This window comes from Streptomyces sp. NPDC001056 (assembly GCF_053598955.1).
In genome coordinates this window covers 77,804-95,129 of the sequence record NZ_JBSFLI010000021.1, presented here as the reverse complement: position 1 = coordinate 95,129, position 17,326 = coordinate 77,804, and the positions used below count along the sequence as shown (strand labels likewise).

Sequence of the window (17,326 nt, the reverse complement as noted above, 5' to 3'; positions counted from 1 at the left end):
GGGGACGGGGTCCCCCGGTCCATGCTCCTTGACCGCCCCACGTGAGGCGCCTAGCGTGAGGCCCGTTCATGAATATGGACATCGGTCAGGAGAATGTACGCCCGTCGGAGGGCGAGGGCGAGGGCGAGGGCGCGTGCGCAGGCCCGGCGCAGGGCGTGCGGGCCACCGCCCCGTGAGCACGAGGAGTCCGCGTGAAGGCCGCCGCGTTCGTCTACCCCTGGGACGTCAACGGGGACCCCGGCGCTCCCGCCCGCATCGCCGGGCTCGGTGTCGCGCAGGTGACCCTCGCCGCCGCCTACCACTCCACCCGTGCCCTGACCCCGCGCCACCCCCGCCACCGCATCGTCACCGCGGAGCACGCGGCCGTCCTCTACCCGCCGGGCGACCGCTGGACGGGCCGCGCTCTCCGCCCACGCTCCGCCGGCCCCTGGGCCCCCGGCGACGCCCACGGCGAGGCCGCGCGGGCGCTCGCCGACGCCGGGCTCGCGGTGTACACCTGGGTGGTGCTCGCCCACAACTCCCGCCTGGGCACGGACCATCCGGACACCTCCGTCGTCAACGCCTACGGCGACCGCTACCCGTGGGCTCCCTGCATCGCGCAGCCGGGCACCCGCGCCTACCTCGTCGACCTCGCCGCCGAGGCCGCCGTACGCCCCGGCGCCCGGGGCACCGAGCTGGAGTCCCTCGGCTGGTACGGACTGGCGCACCTGCACGCCCACGACAAGATCTCCGGCGTGCCCCTCGGGGAGGCCGGGGAGTACCTGATGTCCCTGTGCTTCTGTCCCTCCTGCCGTACGGGCTACGGTGAACAGGGCCTGGACGCGGAGGAGTTGGCCTCGGCGGTGCGGGCCGCGCTGGAGCCGCTGTGGCGGGGCGCGACGGCCGACCGGGGCCTGCCGGTGGTGGCGGATGTGCTCGGCGAGCAGCGGGCCGCCGCCGTACGGGCCTGGCGGGACACGGCCGCCCGCACCCTCCAGGAGGAGGCCGTGGCCGCCGTGCGCGCCGCCGCGCCCGCGGGGTTCCAGGTCCTGCTGCACGCCGACCCCGTCCCCGAGCACTGTGGCGCGAACGCGGGCGTCGACCCCGCGCACATCCTCTCCGTGGCCGACGGCGTCGTGGTCCCCTGCACCGGCGATACGGACCTGCTGGCACCCTTCGCCGCGCACGCCCGCGAACGGACCGTGCTGGCGGCCAACTTCGGCATCGTCACCGGGATGGGCGGCAGCCCCCGCACCCTCGCCGCGGACGCGGCCCGCGCGAAGTCGGCCGGCGCGACCGAACTGCGGCTGTATCACGCCGGGTTGGCATCGGACGAGGATCTCGCGGCGGTGCGCGAGGCGCTGGCGGCGCGCTGAACGAGCGGGGCCGCGGTCGCCAGCATGGCGAGGCCGTAGCAGGGCAGCAGCAGCCCGGGGCCCGCCAGTTCGACCAGTCCGGCGCCGGCCGCGAGCCCGATGACGTTCGGCGTGTACATCAGCGTGTTCGCGGTGGCCGTCACCCGGCCCAGCAGCGGGCCCGGAGTCTCCCGCTGCACGGCGGTGAGCGCGGCTATCAGCACACAGGGCAGGCCCAGCCCGGCCGCCAGGGAGGACACGAGCGCCACCACGTCCCAGGGGACGGCCCGCGTGATCACCGCGAGACCGGTCAGCGCGATCCCCGCCGCCGCGAACCGCCGTTCGCCGAGCCGGCGCAGCGCGGGGCCGGTGAGCAGCCCGACCGTCACCGAGCCCGCGCCCTGGACGGCGTACAGCACGCCCGCATAGGCGGGGGAGTGGCCGAGGCGGTCGATCACGGCGTACAGCGCGGCACTGGCGAGGGACGTGAGCATCAGCGTCGTGCCGCCGGCCCGGACCAGGGGGCGCAGGCCGTCGTGCCGCCACAGGTACCGGACGCCCTCGGCGGTCCGGCGGCGCCAGCCACCGCGGTCCGGGGGTGCCGGCCGCTCCTCGCGCACGCGCAGCAGGGCGCACAGCGCGGCGGTGACGGCGAAGCTGCCCGCGTCGAGAGCGGCCACGGCCGGGCCGCCGAAGGCCGCGTACAGGCCCGCGCCGGTGAGCGGGGCGACGAGCTTCATACCCTCCGTGATGGTCATCCGCAGCCCGTTGAAGTCGCCGAGGAGGGCCGCGGGGACGACCGCGGTGACGAGGGCCGACTCCGCCGCGCCGGTGACGGCGTCGGCGGTGCCGTACAGGAAGAGGACGGTGAACAGCAGCCACAGGCGGGCGGGGGAGTCGACGGCGAAGAGGCTGAGGAGCAGGGCGGCGACGGCGAGGTTCACGGTGATGATCAGGGGCTTGCGGCGGAAGCGGTCGGCGAGGGTGCCGAGGGCCGGGCCCGCCAGCGTGGGGGCCCACAGGGCGAGCAGGCACAGAGCCGCGAGGCCGTTGGACCCCGTGAGGTCCTTCACCCATATGCCGGAGGCCAGCCACAGCGCGGAACTGCCGAAGGCGTTCACCACCAGGCCGGTCAGATACCGGCCCGCGTTGCGGTCGCGCAGCACACGGAGCACGGTCGGGGAGGTCGTCATACCACGTCATCGTGGGTCTGAGGAGGGTCCGCGCGGATCGGTCGGATGCCCTATTCACCGATGACTACCGGGCCGTAGGCCGGTCGCCCCGTAGGTACTCGCCCGGGAGTTCCTGAGAAGCTCGGCTTCCGCCCTGAGGGGTTCACCCGGGTGTGAGCGGTTCGCCCGGTGCGTGAGATGGTTCGTCCGTGCCGGAGAAGGAGACGACGAACGCGTTGCGCGCGGCCCTCGCCGAGGCCGGCTCCGCCTCGTGGTCGCGCCGCGCCCGCGCCGGACGCGACCTCGCGCGCAGCGCCGAAGTACCGGAAGCCGCAGAGGCGTTGGCGAGGCTGCTGCTGGACGCCGCCGACACCGCGGTGACCCGGCGGACGGCCGAGGCCCTGGTCCGGGCCGGCACGGTGGACGCCCTGCGACTGCTCGCGCGCGCCGTGCCGGAGGCCGATGACAACCAGGCCGACTGGCTGCGGACCGGGATGTGGGACGCGCTCGCGGGAGCCGGTGGGGAGCCGGACGCGGCGGCGGTCGCGGCGGTCTGCGCACGGCTCGCCCGAGACCCGCGGGCGGCCGTCCGCCGGGGCGCCGCGGAGATCCTGGCGTGGAGCGGCGACGGGAGCGGCTGCGCGGGCGAGGGCGGACGAGCGGGCGGGGCCGGGGACGAGTAGCCCGACGGCTTTCGCGCGAGGGCCCGCGTCCGTGTGGCCGTACCCCCGGCGCCGGTTCGCCGGACCGTACCGGCACAGCACATCGCGTCGGTTCAGGCCCCGGTGAACCGCGCGGAGCGGGACCGCGCGGCGCCTGGGGGCCCCGGCCGTCGCCACCGCCCTCGCGGCCCCGCCCGGCGGGCTCGCCCTCCTGCACGCGGTGGGCCTCGCCTTCGCCGGCGACGCCTGCCGCTCCCGTTGTCCGCCCGGGTGCCACGCCGACGGGGAGCGGATCTCCTCCCTGCTCGTCCACGGCCCCCGTGCCCGGTCCCCGTCCCGCTCACGGCCCGGCTGCCGCCCTGGCGGCGCCGCTGGGCCGGTCCTCTCCGGTCCCGCCCCCGAGCGAAACATCCCGAGATGCCGTCATTCCCGTACCGGAACCAGAAGTTCCGCCGTGGTGTGCGGACTTGGCCGGAAAAAGACGCGCGTATCGATCGGATAACAGGCCTCGCGGTACGGCTTGTTATGCGCGTAGACAATCCGTGACCTGGTAACTCACTCCAGCCACCAGATCCGGAGAATCCATGCGGAAGTCCCTCAGAGCGGCCGCCTTCGGCGCCGCCTGCGTCGTCGCCGGTGCCGCCCTGTACGGCGCGGGCGCGGCCACGGCCGGTCAGTCGACGGCCAACTCCACCCACGAGCCCTACAACATCGGGCTCCTGACGAAGGACATCGACACCTACTACGGCACCACCGTCGACGGCAACGGCGTCTACCAGGCGTCCCCGGACAGCCCCTACGCCAAGGACCTGGCGCAGATCGACGCGGACGCCCGGAAGTACATCGCCAGGGCCGCCCACACCGCGCGTGCGCACCACCAGCAGCCCGCCGTCATGTTCGACATCGACGACACGCTGCTGCTGAGCCTCGACTACGAGAAGCGCAACAACTACGGCTACAGCTCGGCCACCTGGAACGACTACGTCAACCGGGCCGACCGTCCCGCCGTGTTCGGCAGCCCCGAGCTGGTCCAGTACGCCCAGTCCATGGGTGTCACGGTCTTCTACAACTCGGGTCTGACCGAGGCCCAGCGCGACGCCGCGGTCACCAACCTGAAGAAGGTCGGCGCCGACGTCAACCTCGACGCCGGCCACATGTTCCTCAAGGACAAGGCCAACCCGCCGGCCTACCTGGAGGACTGCGCCGCCCCGGGTGACTGGAAGTGCACGACCGTCCAGTACAAGGCCGGTACCCGCAAGCACATCGAGGACGACCTCGGCTACAAGATCATCGCCGACTTCGGCGACCAGTACTCGGACCTGGACGGCGGCTACTCGGGCCGTACGTACAAGCTTCCGAACCCGACGTACTTCGTCGGCTGAGGCCACTCGAACCTGTCCGGGGTCCGCTGAGACCCTCTGACGTCTCCCGCCCCCGCCACCGGCCGCACTCCGGCGCCGTGGCGGGGGTCGGGCGTTGCGGAGGACATCGACGGCGCAGGCGGCGCAGGCGGCGCAGGCCGGACGGCAGGGCCGACGCCCCCTTCGGCCCCCTCAGCGCTTCAGCGCCGCCACCATCATCGCCCGCGCCACCGGCGCCGCCAGCCCGTTGCCGCTGACCTCCGAGCGCGCCGCGTCCGACTGCTCGACCATCACCGCGACGGCCACCTCCTTGCCGGTGCTGTCGGACGTGCCGAACGAGGTGAACCAGGCGTACGGCGTCTTGCTGTTGTTCTCGCCGTGCTGCGCGGTGCCGGTCTTGCCGCCGACGGTCACCCCGTCGATCAGGGCGTTGGTGCCGGTGCCGTCCTTGACCACGGTCTCCATGGCGGACCGGAGCTGGGCGGCGGTCTCGGAGCTGACGATCCGTTCGGTGCCGGCGTCGCCGTCGTAGTCGTGCACCACGTCGCCGCCGCTGTCGACGGTCCGGGAAACCATGTGCGGGGAGGCCAGCTCGCCGCCGTCGGCTATCGCCGCGGACACCATGGCCATCTGGAGCGGGGTCGCGGTGACGTCGTACTGGCCGATGCCGGTCAGCCCGGTCGAGGACCTGTCCATGCCCGACGGGTAGACGCTGGTGTAGGCGCGCACCGGCACGTCCTGGTGGTCGTCGTTGAAACCGAACTTCTCCGCCATGGCCCGCACCTTGTCCTGGCCGAGGTCCACGGCCATCTTGGCGAAGACGTTGTTGCAGGAGTACTGGAGGGCCACCCGGATCGAGGCGTCGCGGCACGGCGCCGAGGGGTTCTCGTTGGCCAGGTCGCGCACCGTGCCCGGCAGCCGGTACGGGTCGGGGCTGTCGGTGTGTTCGTCCACGTTCCTGTACAGCCCGCTCTCCAGCGCGGCCGAGGCCACCACCAGCTTGAACGTCGAGCCCGGCGGCAGCGGCTGGCGCAGCGCGCGGTTGGTCAGCGGCTTGTCCGGGTCCGCGTTGAGCCGCTTCCAGTCGGCGCCGGCCGTGTTGGCGTCGGTGAGGACCGAGGGGTCGTACGACGGTGTCGACACGGCGGCGAGGATGCGGCCCGTCCTGGGGTCGATGGCGACGGCCCCGCCCTTCTTGTCCCCGAGGGCGCGGTAGGCCGCCTTCTGCACCGCCGGGTCGATGGTGGTGACCACGTCGCCGGGGTCGGCCCGCTTGCCGGTGAGGGTGTCCATCACCGTCCGCAGGCCCGGGTCCGTGCCGTTGAGCAGGTCCGCGTAGATGCCCTCCAGCTGGGTGGGCGCGTACGCCTGCGAGGCGTAGCCGGTCACCGCCGCGTACAGCTCGCCGTCCGTGTACGTCCGCTTGTACGCGAGGTCGCCTCCCTCGGTGCGCGCCGAGCCGGTGATGGCGTTCCCGGCCACGATGATGTTCCCGAGCGGCCGCGAGTACGTCTCGATCGCGTTGCGCCGGTTGTTCGTGTCGTCCGCGAGGGCCTGGCCGTCGTAGAACTGCACCCAGGTCGCCCTCGCCAGCAGGGCGAGCACGAGCAGCAGCGTGAAGACGGACGCCCGCCTGATCGTCTTGTTCATCCCGCACGGAAGACGTTCGGGACGGGGGAGGACGTTCCCCTACGCCCGGATTTCTCATCTTCCGCTCATTCTGGGCGGTCCCGCTCCTGCCGCGCTTCAGACGTCCAGGACGAGCACGACCTCCTCGATCTCCTCACCCCGGCCGTTGGCGAAGTCCCGGGCGCGGGTGGACTCGCGGAAGCCGCACTTGGCCAGGACTCGCAGCGAGGCGGCGTTGTCGGCCGCCGCCCGCGCGTAGAGCGGCCGCTCGGGGACCTCCGTGAGCAGGGCGCGCAGCGCGGCCGTCGCCACCCCCCGGCCCCAGTAGGCGCGGTCGATCCAGTACGTCACCTCGCGCTCGCCGGGTTCGCCGTAGACCGCCGCGCTGCCGGCCACCCGCCCGTCGGCCAGCACGGTGCGCAGGACGGCGAGGGAGGTACGGATGCGTTTGAGACGGTCCTCGAAGGCGGTCTGGTCGGTCGGGTCCTCGGGGCCGAACGCGGCCATCCGGAGGGACACCGGGTCGGTCATCTGCCGGAAGAACACCGGCAGATCCTCGTCCTCGACGGTCCGCAGCACGATCTCCATGGGGCCCGAGACTACGACGGCACGACCGCCCGGCCGCAGCGCCGCGCTCAGAGCCTGCGCGTCGCCAGCGTCAGCCGGTCCCGCGCGTCGAACAGCGCGTCCCTGATCGTCTGTTCGTGGGCGGGGGTCAGCCGGGCCACCGGCACCGAGCAGCTGACGGCGTCGCGGGCCGGGGTGCGGTACGGGATCGCCACGCCGAAGCAGCGCAGCCCCACCGTGTTCTCCTCGCGGTCGACCGCGAAGCCCTGCTCCCGCACCCGGTGCAGCTCCTCGATCAGCCGTTCCCGGTCGGTGAGGGTGTTCTCGGTGAGCGTGGGCAGCGTCCGGGGCAGCAGCGTGCGCACCTGCTCGTCGGTGTACGTGGCGAGGATCGCCTTGCCCAGCGAGGTGGAGTGGGCGGGGAGCCGGCGCCCGACCCGGGTGAAGGGGCGCAGATAGTGCTGGGACTGGCGGGTGGCGAGGTAGACCACGTTGGTGCCGTCGAGCCGGGCCAGGTGGATGGTCTCGGCGGTGTCGTCGGAGAGCCGGTCCAGGGCCGGGCGGGCGGCGGCCACCACCTCGTCGCCGTCGATGTACGAGGTACCCACGAGCAGCGCCCGCACCCCGATGCCGTACCGCGTGCCCGTCGCGTCCGTCTCCACCCAGCCCAGCTCCACGAGGGTGCGCAGCAGCATGTACAGGCTGGACTTGGGGTAGCCGACGGCCTCCTGGACGGCCGCGAGGGAGTGCATGCCGGGGTGGCCGGCGAAGTACTCCAGCAGTTCGACCGTCCGTACCGCGGACTTGACCTGTGCCCCGCCGCCCGCCTCGCCTGCCGTCATCGCCCTTGACCCCTTCGATTCGACGAGGACCTGAGATATACAGTCTCCGAGCAGAGTGTTCAGCACCGCAGACGGCGTTCAGTATAGAGAACGCCGCTGAGGCTGACCTGGTCGAGTGCGGCCTTATGGGAGGGACCCGCGGTGGCAGCAGCAACAGTCTGGAGTGTCGACCCGCGTACGGGGAAGCGCCGGGAACAGGTCGCGGTGGAGGCCACGGCCGAGGAGGTGGACGCGGTCGTCCGGGCCGCGCAGGCCGCGCGCGGCGCCCTCGCCCGGCGCGCCGTGCGCTCCGCGTTCCTGCGCTCCGCCGCCGCCGGCCTGGAGGCGGCCCGGGACGGCCTGGTGGAGACCGCCGACGCCGAGACCGCGCTGGGACCGGTCCGGCTGACCGGTGAACTCGCCCGCACGGCCTACCAGTTGAGGGCCTTCGCGGACATCGTCGAGGAGGGCGCCTTCCTGGACGTCGTCATCGACCACCCGGATGCCACCGCCACCCCGCCCGTGCCCGACCTGCGCCGCTGGAAGGTGCCGCTCGGCGTCGTCGCCGTCTACGGCGCCTCGAACTTCCCCTTCGCCTTCTCCGTCGCGGGCGGCGACACCGCGAGCGCGCTGGCCGCCGGCTGCCCGGTCGTCGTCAAGGCCCACCCGGACCACCCCGCCCTGTCCGAACTGGTCGCCAAGGTGCTGCGCCGGGCCGCCGCCGGGCACGGCATCCCGGAGGGCGTCATCGGCCTGGTGCACGGCTTCGACGCGGGCGTGGAGCTGATCCGGCACCCGCTGGTCGCCGCCGCGGGCTTCACCGGTTCGCTGCGCGGCGGGCGCGCCCTGTACGACGCGGCCGCCGCGCGTCCCGTGCCGATCCCGTTCCACGGCGAACTGGGCTCCCTCAACCCGGTGCTGGTCACCGAGGAGGCGGCCGCCGAGCGCGCGGAGGAGATCGGGGCCAGCCTCGCCGGTTCGATGACCCTCGGCGTCGGCCAGTTCTGTGTGAAGCCCGGCCTGGCGCTGGTCCCCTCCGGTGCGGCCGGGGATCGAGTGCTGAAGTCCCTGACGGACGCGGTGAGTTCCACCGAGGCCGGGGTCCTGCTCGACCACCGTATCCGGGACGCCTTCGTCGCGGGGGTGCGCGAACGCGCCGAACTCCCGGGCGTGGAGTGCCCGGTGACGCCGGGCGCGTGCGGCGACCACATGGTCAGCGCGGGCTTCCTGACGGTGCCGGCGCGCAGGCTCGCCTCCGAAGGGCCGTACGACCTGCTGCTGGAGGAGTGTTTCGGCCCGGTGACCGTGGTGGCCCGCTACGAGGACGAGACGGAGGCCACGACGCTCCTGTCCCGCCTCCCGGGCAACCTCTCCGCCACCGTCCACCTCTCCGCCGAGGAGGCCGCCGGAGCGGGCAGGGGCGTGGAACTCCTCGCCGAGCTCACCCCGTTGGCGGGCCGTGTCGTCGTCAACGCCTGGCCGACCGGCGTCGCCGTCGCCCCCGCCCAGCACCACGGCGGCCCCTACCCGGCCACCACCTCCACCTCGACCTCGGTGGGCGGCACGGCCATCGAGCGCTGGCTGCGCCCGGTCGCCTACCAGAACACCCCGCAGCCCCTGCTGCCCCCGGAGCTGCGCGACGACAACACCCTCGGAATCCCCCGGCGGTACAACGGGGTTCTGGAGCGGTAGGAACCGCCGGAACGGCACAGACGTCCTCCGTCGCATGATCAGCTCACGAGACGACGACGCCGCCCTGGAGATCCGCGCCGCGCTGCCCGCCGAGACCGGGGCCATCGCCGAGCTGCACCTGCGGGCCCGCTCGACGTACTACCCCGACGGGGTGCCGCAGGCGGATTTCGACTGGGTCGAGGCGTGGCGGGGCTCCATCGAGCGCCCGGACGGGCGGGTGCTGTGCGCCCGGCTCGACGGGCGGCTGGTCGGCATCGCCTCCTTCCGCACCCCGGACGGAGCCGGCGCGGACACCGTCAAGCTGTTCCAGTTCCACGTCGACCCCGACCGCTGGCGGGGCGGCGTCGGTACGGCCCTGCACGCGGCCTGCGTGGGGGAGTGGCGGGCCGAGGGGCGGCGGACGGCCGTGCTCGACGTCCATGTGGACAACCGGCGGGCCCAGGGTTTCTACGCCCGGCAGGGATGGGTGCCGGATCCGGAGAACCCGCCGGCCGAGGGGGACCACCATCTGTTCCTGCGGTACGCGGTGCCGCCGGGACGGGAATGACCACCGGCATTTGAACGTTCACGTACTCGGCGGAGATCGTCTCCGCACCCGTACGACCCGGAAAGAGCCGAAGACATGCGCGTCGAGATCTGGAGCGACATCGCCTGCCCCTGGTGCTACGTGGGCAAGGCCCGCTTCGAGAAGGCGCTCGCTGCCTTCCCGCACCGTGACGACGTCGAGGTGGTGCACCGCTCCTTCGAGCTGGACCCGGGCCGCGCCAAGGGCGATGTCGAGTCCGTGCTCACCATGCTGACCAGGAAGTACGGCATGAGTGAGGCGCAGGCCGAGGCCGGGGAGGACAACCTGGGCGCCCAGGCCGCCGCCGAGGGCCTGGACTACCGCACCCGGGGCCGCGACCACGGCAACACCTTCGACATGCACCGCCTGCTGCACCTCGCCAAGGAGCACGGCCGCCAGGACGCGCTGATCCAGGCCCTGTACCGGGCCAACTTCGCCGAGGAGCGGTCCGTGTTCGCCGAGGGCGACGAACGGCTGGTCGAGCTGGCCGTCGGGGCCGGGCTCGACGCCGAGCGGGTACGCGCGGTGCTCGCCGATCCGGAGGCCTATGCCGACGCCGTCCGCGAGGACGAGCGCGAGGCCGCCCGGCTCGGCGCGACCGGCGTCCCCTTCTTCGTCCTCGACCGCGCGTACGGCGTCTCCGGCGCCCAGCCCGCCGAGGTCTTCACCCAGGCGCTCACCCAGGCATGGGGCGAGCGCTCCCCGCTCCGGCTGGTCGACCAGGGCGACGCCGACGCCTGCGGCCCCGACGGCTGCGCGGTCCCGCCGCGGGGTTGAGCCACGGGGGTGAGCCGCGGGGTCGGGACCGCGGGGCTGAGCCGCGGGTCGGGTCGGCGGGACTGCGCCGCCAGGCCGGGACTGCGGGACCGAGTCCCGGGTCGGGACCCCGGTGTGGAGGCCGTCGGAGCGAGCCCCCCCGGGCGGAGGGCGTCGGGCGGAGCCCTCGGGGCGGAGGTCGCAGGATGGAACTCCCGCTCCGGAGGTCGTCGGACGGAACGCCCGGGTGGCAAGCCGTAGGGTGAAATGCCAGGTCGGCGGCGTCGTATAAGAACCCCTTGGGTCGTTCCCGTAGAAACGCGCAATGGACGCGGTCCTCCCCGGCCCGCACAGTGGGCTCATGGAGACCTTCGAGAGCCTCGTCCGCGCCGAGTTCCGCCCGAAGAACACCTACCTCAACACCGCGACCAGCGGCCTGCTCCCGGCCCGCACCCTCACCGCCCTCCAGGAGGCGATGGCGATCCGGGCCGAGGGCCGCCCGCTGGACCCGCTGTTCGAGGACGTCGAACACGCCCGCGCCGCCTTCGCCCGCCTCGCCGGCGTCCCGGCCGGGCGGGTGGCGGCCGGTCCCTCCGTCGCCGCCCAGACCGGACTGATCGCGGCCGCCCTGCCCGCGGGCGCCGAAGTCCTCACCGCCGAGGACGACTTCACCTCCGTGGTGAACCCCTTCCACGTCCGCGGCGACCTCAAGGTGCGCGCCGTACCGCTGGAACGGCTCGCCGAGTCCGTGCGCCCCGGCACCGCGCTGGTCGCGGTCAGCGCCGCGCAGTCCGCCGACGGCCGGGTCGCCGACCTGCCCGCCCTGCGCGAGGCCGCCCGCACCCACGGGGCGCGCACCTACGTCGACTTCTCGCAGGCCGCCGGCTGGCTGCCCATCGACGCGGACGGCTACGACTACACCGTCTCCACCACCTTCAAATGGCTGCTCGGCCCGCACGGCGCCGCCTTCCTCGTGGTCCCCCAGGACCTCGGCGAGCTGACCCCGCTGCTCGCGGGCTGGGTCGCGGCCGAGGATCCCTGGTCCAGTTGCTACGGCCCGGTCGCCGAACTCGCCCACTCCGCCCGCCGGTTCGACGTCAGCCCCGGCCTGTTCACCTACAGCGGGGTGTACCGCTCGCTCACGCTGATCGAGGAACTGGGCGTGGCCGCCGTGCACGAGCACGACCTGGCCCTCGCCGACCGCTTCAGGGAGGGGCTCGCCCGGCTCGGGCACGAGCCGCTGCCCGCGCCCGGCTCGGCGATCGTCTCCGTGCCCGGACTCGGCCGGAAGCAGGCGGAGTTGAGCCGCGCCGGCATCGAGGTCTCCGACCGCGCGGGCAATCTGCGCGCGTCCTTCCACCTCTACAACACGGCCGCGGACGTGGACCGGCTGCTCGACGCGCTGTCCGGCTGAGCGCGCCCGGACATGACCGGGCCGGGGCCTCCCGTCCCACACGTGGAGGCCCCGGCCCGGTGGTCGGGGTGCTGCTCGGCTCACCCGGTCACGGCGTTCAGCGCACCGGAGTGAAGTCCCGCGCGCCGATGAACTCCGGCCGGCGCACCGGCGCGGCGAAGGGCTCCACCGCGGCGTTCTCCACGCTGTTGAACACGATGAAGACGTTGCTGCGCGGGAACGGCGTGATGTTGTCGCCGGAGCCGTGCATGCAGTTGCAGTCGAACCAGGTGGCCGAGCCGGGCCCGCCGGTGAACAGCTTGATGCCGTACTCGCCCGCCAGCTCGGTCAGCGCCTCGTCGGACGGGGTGCCCGCGTCCTGCATCTGCAGCGACTTCTTGTAGTTGTCCCTGGGCGTCTCGCCGGCGCAGCCCAGGAACGTCTTGTGCGATCCGGGCATGATCATCAGACCGCCGTTGGTGTCGTGGTTCTCGGTCAGCGCGATCGAGACCGACACCGTGCGCATGTTCGGCAGACCGTCCTCGGCGTGCCAGGTCTCGAAGTCCGAGTGCCAGTAGAAGCCGCTCGCGCCGAACCCCGGCTTGACGTTGATCCGCGACTGGTGGACGTACACGTCCGAGCCGAGGATCTGGCGGGCCCGGCCGACCACGCGCTCGTCGCGCACCAGGCCCGCGAACACCTCGCTGATCCGGTGCACCTCGAAGACCGAGCGGATCTCCTGGGACGACGGCTCCACGATGGAGCGCTCGTCGAAGCGGATCGCCGGGTCGGTGACCAGCCGGTCCAGCTCCTGCCGGTAGATCTCGACCTCGGCGGGGCCGATCAGCTGGTCGACGGCGAGGAAGCCGTCACGCTCGTAGGCCTGGAGGTCGGCCGTCGCGATCGGGCCGGGTGTGCGGGGGGAGCCCCAGACGACCGGGTCCTGGCGCGGGACGGTCACCTCGGTGGTGCCACGGGTCGGGTAGAGGTCCTTCACGGTGGCGGTGGTCATGGTTTCTCACACCTCCTCGGGCTCGGGCTCGGTGAGCAGCGGGTAGACGCCGTTCTCGTCGTGGTCCTCCCGTCCGGTGACCGGCGGGTTGAACACGCAGATGCAGTGGAAGTCCTCCTTGACGCGCAGCGTGTGCCGCTCGTGCCCGTCCAGGAGGTACATGGTGCCGGGCGTGATGGTGTACGTCCTCCCGGTCTCGCGGTCGGTCAGCTCGGCCTCGCCCCGGGTGCAGACGACGGCCTCGATGTGGTTGGCGTACCACATCGCCGTCTCGGTGCCCGCGTACAGGATGGTCTCGTGCACGGAGAAGCCGACCCGCTCCTTGGCCAGGACGATCCGCTTGCTCTCCCAGGTGCCCGACTTCGACTTGATGTGCCGGTCGGTGCCTTCGATGTCCTTGAACGATCGGACGATCACGGTGGTGCTTCCTCCTGGTCAGACGTTCGGGTTCAGGCGTTCGGGTTCGGACGCCCTGGTCGGACGCCGTGGGCGGACGCCGCGGTTCAGACGGTCTCCCGGACGGCGCGGGCGAGGACGCTGAGGCCCTCGTCCAGCTCGTCCGGGGTGATGGTGAGGGCGGGCAGCAGCTTGACGACCTCGCTCTCCGGGCCGGACGTCTCGATGAGCAGTCCCAGCTCGAAGGCCCGCCGTGCGATGCGCGAGGCACGGTCCTTGTCGTGGAACTCCATGCCCCACACCAGCCCGCGCCCGCGGTACTCCCTCACGTCGGCGAGGTTCTCCTCCGTGATGGAGATCAGCGCCTGCTCGACCTGCTCCCCGCGGGCGCGGGTCTGCTTCTCCATGGCCGAGCCGTCGGTCCAGTAGGTCTCCAGGGCCGCGGTGGCGGTGACGAACGCGGGGTTGTTGCCGCGGAAGGTGCCGTTGTGCTCGCCCGGCTCCCACACGTCCAACTCGGGCCGGAACAGGCACAGCGACATCGGCAGGCCGTAGCCGCTGATCGACTTCGACACCGTGACGATGTCCGGGGTGATCCCGGACTCCTCGAAGGAGAAGAAGGCGCCGGTGCGGCCGCAGCCCATCTGGATGTCGTCGACGATCAGCAGCATGTCCTGTCGCTCGCACAGTTCCTTGAGCGCGCGCAGCCATTCGGGCCGGGCCACATTGATGCCGCCCTCACCCTGCACGGTCTCCACGATCACCGCGGCGGGCTTGTTCAGGCCGGAGCCCTGGTCCTCCAGGAGCCGCTCGAACCACAGGAAGTCCGGGACGGTGCCCTCGAAGTAGTTGTCGAACGGCATCGGGGTGCCGTGCACCAGCGGGATGCCGGCGCCGGCCCGCTTGAAGGCGTTGCCGGTCACCGCGAGCGAGCCCAGGGACATCCCGTGGAAGGCGTTGGTGAACGACACGATGGCCTCGCGGCCCTTCACCTTCCGGGCCAGCTTGAGCGCCGACTCCACGGCGTTCGTGCCGGTCGGGCCCGGGAACATGACCTTGTACGGCAGGTCGCGCGGGCGCAGCACCAGGTTCTGGAAGGTCCCCAGGAACGAGCGCTTGGCCGTGGTCGACATGTCCAGGCCGTGGGTGACCCCGTCCCGGGACAGATAGTCGATCAGCGCCCGTTTCAGTACCGGATTGTTGTGGCCGTAGTTGAGTGATCCGGCGCCGGCGAAGAAGTCGAGGTACGCGTGGCCGTCCTCGTCGTACATCCGGCTGCCCTGCGCGCGGTCGAACACGGTGGGCCAGCCGCGGCAGTAGCTGCGCACCTCGGACTCCAGGGTTTCGAAGACGCTGAGGTCGGGCTGGGTGATGGTCACGGTGATGCGCTCCTCAGTGGGCGGGGGAATCGGTCAACGGTCCGATGCGGTAGAGGACTTCGGAGTCGTGCGGGCCGTCCGGGAACAGCTCGGCGGGGAACAGCACCTCGCGGGTGAGGTGCGCGCCGTGCCGCTGCGCGAACGAGGTGAACAGCCGCTCGGAGGCGGTGTTGCCGGGCGTGATGGTGGTCTCCATGTCGGTGACACCGCGCTCGGCGGCGAGGCGTCGGGTCAGCCCGTCCAGCAGGGCGGCGGCGATGCCCCGGCCGCGGTGGGCGTCGTCCACGGCGACCTGCCAGACGAGCAGGGTGCCCGGGCGGTCGGGCCGCACGTACCCGGTGACGAAACCGACGGGCGTGCCGTCCGCACCACGCGCCACCGCCGAGGTGCCGGCGAAGTCCCGGCACCACAGCAGATAGCTGTAGGACGAGTTGAGATCGAGGGTTTTCGAGTCCTTGGCGAGGCGCCAGAGCGTGGCTCCGTCCGCCATCGCCGGCTGGTCGATGAGCAGGTCTGCGGGTGCGGCAGTCATGCGGCACGAATTTAGCGAGCCGAATTAAGAAATGCACGACCACGGTTCCCGTGTGGCGACGGATGGGGCGCGATATGCCGGAAATGACCTGTGGCAAACCATGGCAAAGCGTACAGTTTGTGGAGTGCGTCACAGGTGTGAAACCGTCAGAAATCTCCCGGAAAACTGCCCCGTTTAGTCGCGAGAAAAGCGGGCAGAAGAGTATGGGAAGCTGTCGTCCGGGAAATTGGCGGGAATTGTGAAACTAAATTGAATTCAAGCTCCGGTGGCACCGTCGATTCGTTCACGAAGAATGTCGGCGTGCCCGTTGTGGCGCGCGTACTCCTCGATGAGATGGATCAGCACCCAGCGCACACTGACCTCCGCCCCGGCCATCGGTCCGTCGGCGATCCGCCCGGTGGACTCCAGCGACCGCCCGGCGCACAACTCGCGTCCACGTGCGATCTCGTGCCGCCAGACGGTCAGCGCCTCCTCAAGTCCGCGCGCCGGGTCCAGGGCGTAGCCCGACTCCTCGTCGAACACCGGCGGCAGGTCCAGGTCCCCCAGCACCCGCTGGAACCACGTCCGCTCGACCTCGGCGAGATGCTGCACCAGTCCCAGCAGGGTCAGCTCCGACGGCCGCGCCGAGGCGGCCCGCGCCTGCCCGTCGTCCAGGCCGCGGCACTTCAGCTCCAGCGTGGCCCGGTGGAAGTCCAGCCAGCTCTCCAGCATGGGGCGCTCGGCGCCGGTCAGCAGGGGAACGGGCCGGCCGTCGGGGAGGGTCTGCCGCTGCGGGCTGTGTTCCGTCGTCATGGGGGCAGCATGGCAGCCGGGTGTGACAACGGCCCGCGCCGTCCGGCGCGGGCCGTCGTGTTCGTCGGGGGCCGGTGGCGGCTACCGCCAGGCTCGGGCTGCGGCCTGCCGCGCGGCCGCCGGGTCCACCGTCGCGCCCTGTTCGGCGAGGGCCGCGCCCAGTGCCGCCAGGCAGGACTGGACGGCGGCCTCGGTGGCGTCGGGGCCGTAGTGGTTGACGCGGACCATCTCCTTGGCCAGGGCGCCGCCGCCCGCGGCCAGCGGGAGGGCGGAGTCGGCGGCCAGGGCGGTGGCCGCCAGGTCGGAGGCGGTGAGCGACGGCGGCACCCGCAGGGTCGTCGCCACCGGAGCCGCGTCCGAGGCCTCGTGGACGTACGGCTCCAGGCCGCCGCCCAGGGCCAGTGCGCCCGCCCGGGTGGCCTGCGCCGCACGCCGGTGGCGGGCCGTCACCGCGTCCAGGCCGGCCGCCTCGATCCGCTCCAGGCAGGCGTCCAGCGCCAGCATCTCCAGCTGGGCCGGGGCGTGCGGCAGCGCGGTGCGGCCGGCGTCCAGCCAGCGCTCCTTCCAGTCCAGCAGGGAGAGGTAGGAGCGGCGCGGCGCGTTCGGGTTCGCCGCCATCCGGGCCCACGCGCGCTCGCTGACCGAGATCGCCGAGACGCCCGCCGGGCCGCCCATCGCCTTCTGCGCGCCGATCACGCACAGGTCCACGCCCCAGGCGTCCGGCAGCACCGGCTCCGCGCCCACCGAGGCGACCGCGTCCAGATAGAACAGCGCGCCCTGCTCCCGTACCGCCTCACCGATCTCCGCGACCGGGTTGGTGTTGCCGGTCGCGGCCTCCGCGTGCACCAGGGAGACGAAGTCGATCTCCGGGTGCTCGGCGAACGCCGCGCGGATCTGCTCCGCCCGCACCGCCGTGTGGAAGGGGACCGAGATGTCGTACACCGTCGCGCCGGCGTCGCGCAGCCAGTTGCCGAAGGTCTGCCCGTACGGACCGGTGATCACGTTCAGCGCCACCGTGCCCGGACCGGCGGCCGCGCGGATCGCGCCCTCCAGCGGCAGCAGCGCCTCGCCCTGGGTGATCAGCACGTCCTGCCGGGTGTCCAGCAGCCGGGCCACCCGGTCCTCGATCGCGGCGAAGCGTCGCGCGGTCAGCGGGGGCAGGTCGAGGAAGGGGTGCGTCACGGCGGTGTTCTCTCTTCTTCGCAGGGTTCACGGGGGTCCACTCCCCCCGATCTTAGGTCCAGGGGCCTCATGCCCATGGGT

Annotated in this window: 17 protein-coding genes; 7 read left to right on the top strand and 10 right to left on the bottom strand. The window is 72.6% G+C overall.

Annotation, left to right across the window (positions count from 1 at the left end; all coding sequences use genetic code 11):
• Positions 1-191 precede the first annotated feature (191 nt).
• Complete coding sequence (locus ACWDD7_RS24255; RefSeq protein ID WP_450458889.1) at positions 192-1,355, top strand: hypothetical protein; 1,164 nt, start codon at positions 192-194, stop codon at positions 1,353-1,355.
• Here ACWDD7_RS24255 and ACWDD7_RS24250 read toward each other — a convergent pair.
• Positions 1,292-2,527 (bottom strand): MFS transporter, encoded by a 1,236-nt coding sequence (locus tag ACWDD7_RS24250; RefSeq protein ID WP_450458888.1) that lies wholly within the window; start codon positions 2,525-2,527, stop codon positions 1,292-1,294. The genes ACWDD7_RS24255 and ACWDD7_RS24250 overlap by 64 nt on opposite strands.
• Positions 2,528-2,715: 188 nt before the next feature.
• Here ACWDD7_RS24250 and ACWDD7_RS24245 point away from each other — a divergent pair, with 188 nt between their 5' ends.
• Together ACWDD7_RS24245 and ACWDD7_RS24240 are read left to right on the top strand one after the other, a co-directional pair.
• Entirely contained in the window at positions 2,716-3,189 is a 474-nt protein-coding gene (locus ACWDD7_RS24245; protein ID WP_450458887.1) for a HEAT repeat domain-containing protein, read from the top strand.
• A 563-nt stretch (positions 3,190-3,752) separates the two neighbouring features.
• On the top strand, positions 3,753-4,550 hold the full coding sequence (locus ACWDD7_RS24240; RefSeq protein WP_450458886.1) for an HAD family acid phosphatase: 798 nt from the start codon (positions 3,753-3,755) through the stop codon (positions 4,548-4,550).
• A 171-nt stretch (positions 4,551-4,721) separates the two neighbouring features.
• On the opposite strand, the gene ACWDD7_RS24235 is transcribed toward ACWDD7_RS24240, so the two are convergent.
• The 3 genes from ACWDD7_RS24235 to ACWDD7_RS24225 form a co-directional block, all read right to left on the bottom strand.
• Positions 4,722-6,179 (bottom strand): peptidoglycan D,D-transpeptidase FtsI family protein, encoded by a 1,458-nt coding sequence (locus ACWDD7_RS24235; RefSeq protein ID WP_450458885.1) that lies wholly within the window; start codon positions 6,177-6,179, stop codon positions 4,722-4,724.
• 96 nt (positions 6,180-6,275) lie between these two features.
• Entirely contained in the window at positions 6,276-6,746 is a 471-nt protein-coding gene (locus tag ACWDD7_RS24230; protein ID WP_351865335.1) for a GNAT family N-acetyltransferase, read from the bottom strand.
• Positions 6,747-6,793: 47 nt separating this feature from the next.
• A complete protein-coding gene (locus ACWDD7_RS24225; RefSeq protein WP_450458883.1) occupies positions 6,794-7,567 on the bottom strand; it encodes an IclR family transcriptional regulator in 774 nt (257 codons plus the stop codon).
• A 141-nt stretch (positions 7,568-7,708) separates the two neighbouring features.
• On the opposite strand from ACWDD7_RS24225, the gene ACWDD7_RS24220 reads away from it, so the two are divergent.
• The 4 genes from ACWDD7_RS24220 to ACWDD7_RS24205 all read left to right on the top strand — a co-directional run bounded on the left by ACWDD7_RS24220 (position 7,709) and on the right by ACWDD7_RS24205 (position 11,973).
• A complete protein-coding gene (locus ACWDD7_RS24220; protein WP_450458882.1) occupies positions 7,709-9,238 on the top strand; it encodes an aldehyde dehydrogenase (NADP(+)) in 1,530 nt (509 codons plus the stop codon).
• A gap of 34 nt (positions 9,239-9,272) precedes the next feature.
• Positions 9,273-9,785, top strand: a complete 513-nt coding sequence (locus ACWDD7_RS24215; protein WP_450458881.1) for an N-acetyltransferase family protein — start codon at positions 9,273-9,275, stop codon at positions 9,783-9,785.
• Positions 9,786-9,860: 75 nt separating this feature from the next.
• On the top strand, positions 9,861-10,580 hold the full coding sequence (locus ACWDD7_RS24210) for a DsbA family oxidoreductase (RefSeq protein ID WP_351865346.1): 720 nt from the start codon (positions 9,861-9,863) through the stop codon (positions 10,578-10,580).
• Positions 10,581-10,920: 340 nt separating this feature from the next.
• Complete coding sequence (locus ACWDD7_RS24205) at positions 10,921-11,973, top strand: aminotransferase class V-fold PLP-dependent enzyme (protein WP_450458880.1); 1,053 nt, start codon at positions 10,921-10,923, stop codon at positions 11,971-11,973.
• A 97-nt stretch (positions 11,974-12,070) separates the two neighbouring features.
• On the opposite strand, the gene thpD is transcribed toward ACWDD7_RS24205, so the two are convergent.
• The 6 genes from thpD to ACWDD7_RS24175 all read right to left on the bottom strand — a co-directional run bounded on the left by thpD (position 12,071) and on the right by ACWDD7_RS24175 (position 17,245).
• Positions 12,071-12,964, bottom strand: a complete 894-nt coding sequence (gene thpD / locus ACWDD7_RS24200) for an ectoine hydroxylase (protein WP_450458879.1) — start codon at positions 12,962-12,964, stop codon at positions 12,071-12,073.
• 6 nt (positions 12,965-12,970) lie between these two features.
• A complete protein-coding gene (locus tag ACWDD7_RS24195; RefSeq protein ID WP_450458878.1) occupies positions 12,971-13,381 on the bottom strand; it encodes an ectoine synthase in 411 nt (136 codons plus the stop codon).
• Between the two features lie 86 nt (positions 13,382-13,467).
• Positions 13,468-14,739: a diaminobutyrate--2-oxoglutarate transaminase gene (gene ectB, locus ACWDD7_RS24190; RefSeq protein WP_351865357.1), complete on the bottom strand. Its 1,272-nt coding sequence runs from the start codon at positions 14,737-14,739 to the stop codon at positions 13,468-13,470.
• Between the two features lie 13 nt (positions 14,740-14,752).
• Positions 14,753-15,271 carry a diaminobutyrate acetyltransferase gene (gene ectA / locus ACWDD7_RS24185; RefSeq protein WP_351865360.1) on the bottom strand — a complete coding sequence of 173 codons (519 nt, stop codon included), beginning with the start codon at positions 15,269-15,271 and terminating at the stop codon, positions 14,753-14,755.
• Between the two features lie 255 nt (positions 15,272-15,526).
• Positions 15,527-16,063, bottom strand: coding sequence for a DinB family protein (locus tag ACWDD7_RS24180; protein ID WP_450458877.1), 537 nt, complete (start codon positions 16,061-16,063; stop codon positions 15,527-15,529).
• 81 nt (positions 16,064-16,144) lie between these two features.
• On the bottom strand, positions 16,145-17,245 hold the full coding sequence (locus ACWDD7_RS24175; protein WP_450458876.1) for a pyridoxal-phosphate-dependent aminotransferase family protein: 1,101 nt from the start codon (positions 17,243-17,245) through the stop codon (positions 16,145-16,147).
• Between the last annotated feature and the right edge of the window lie 81 nt (positions 17,246-17,326).